The organism is Dietzia massiliensis (assembly GCF_018390595.1).
GTDB classification, from domain to species: domain Bacteria; phylum Actinomycetota; class Actinomycetes; order Mycobacteriales; family Mycobacteriaceae; genus Dietzia; species Dietzia massiliensis.
Genome location: NZ_JAHBAV010000321.1, coordinates 1 through 352 on the forward strand (window position 1 = coordinate 1; position 352 = coordinate 352).

The window sequence follows — 352 nt, forward strand, 5'->3', positions numbered from 1 at the left end:
ATTCAGACCTTTCAAAAAGGCTATGACAATACACCTTAAATTATGAATCCTTCAACTTTGTACCAGGGTGAGAGAAATCAACCAATCGTAAGTCGAAGATAAGCGTTGAGTAAGCTGGCACCATACCCGAAGCACTCGCACCATAACCCAACTGATAAGGAATATATACTGTCCAATGGTCACCACGATGCATTGACATCAAAGCTGTTGTAAATCCATCTACCAGACTTACCGCCTTACCCTCTGAACTATAAGTAAGACCAATGAAGCTATGTGCTGGACGTGACGTTGTTGCATTAAAAGTATCATTCGACCATGACTTATCAAAGATAAGCCCTGACGTATAAGTCGT

At 41.2% G+C, this 352-nt stretch carries 1 protein-coding gene; it reads right to left on the minus strand.

The window, feature by feature from the left end; genetic code table 11:
• Positions 1-40: 40 nt before the first annotated feature.
• A partial coding sequence (locus tag KHA85_RS20680; protein WP_213186741.1) for an FKBP-type peptidyl-prolyl cis-trans isomerase occupies positions 41-352 on the minus strand: 312 nt, incomplete at its 5' end.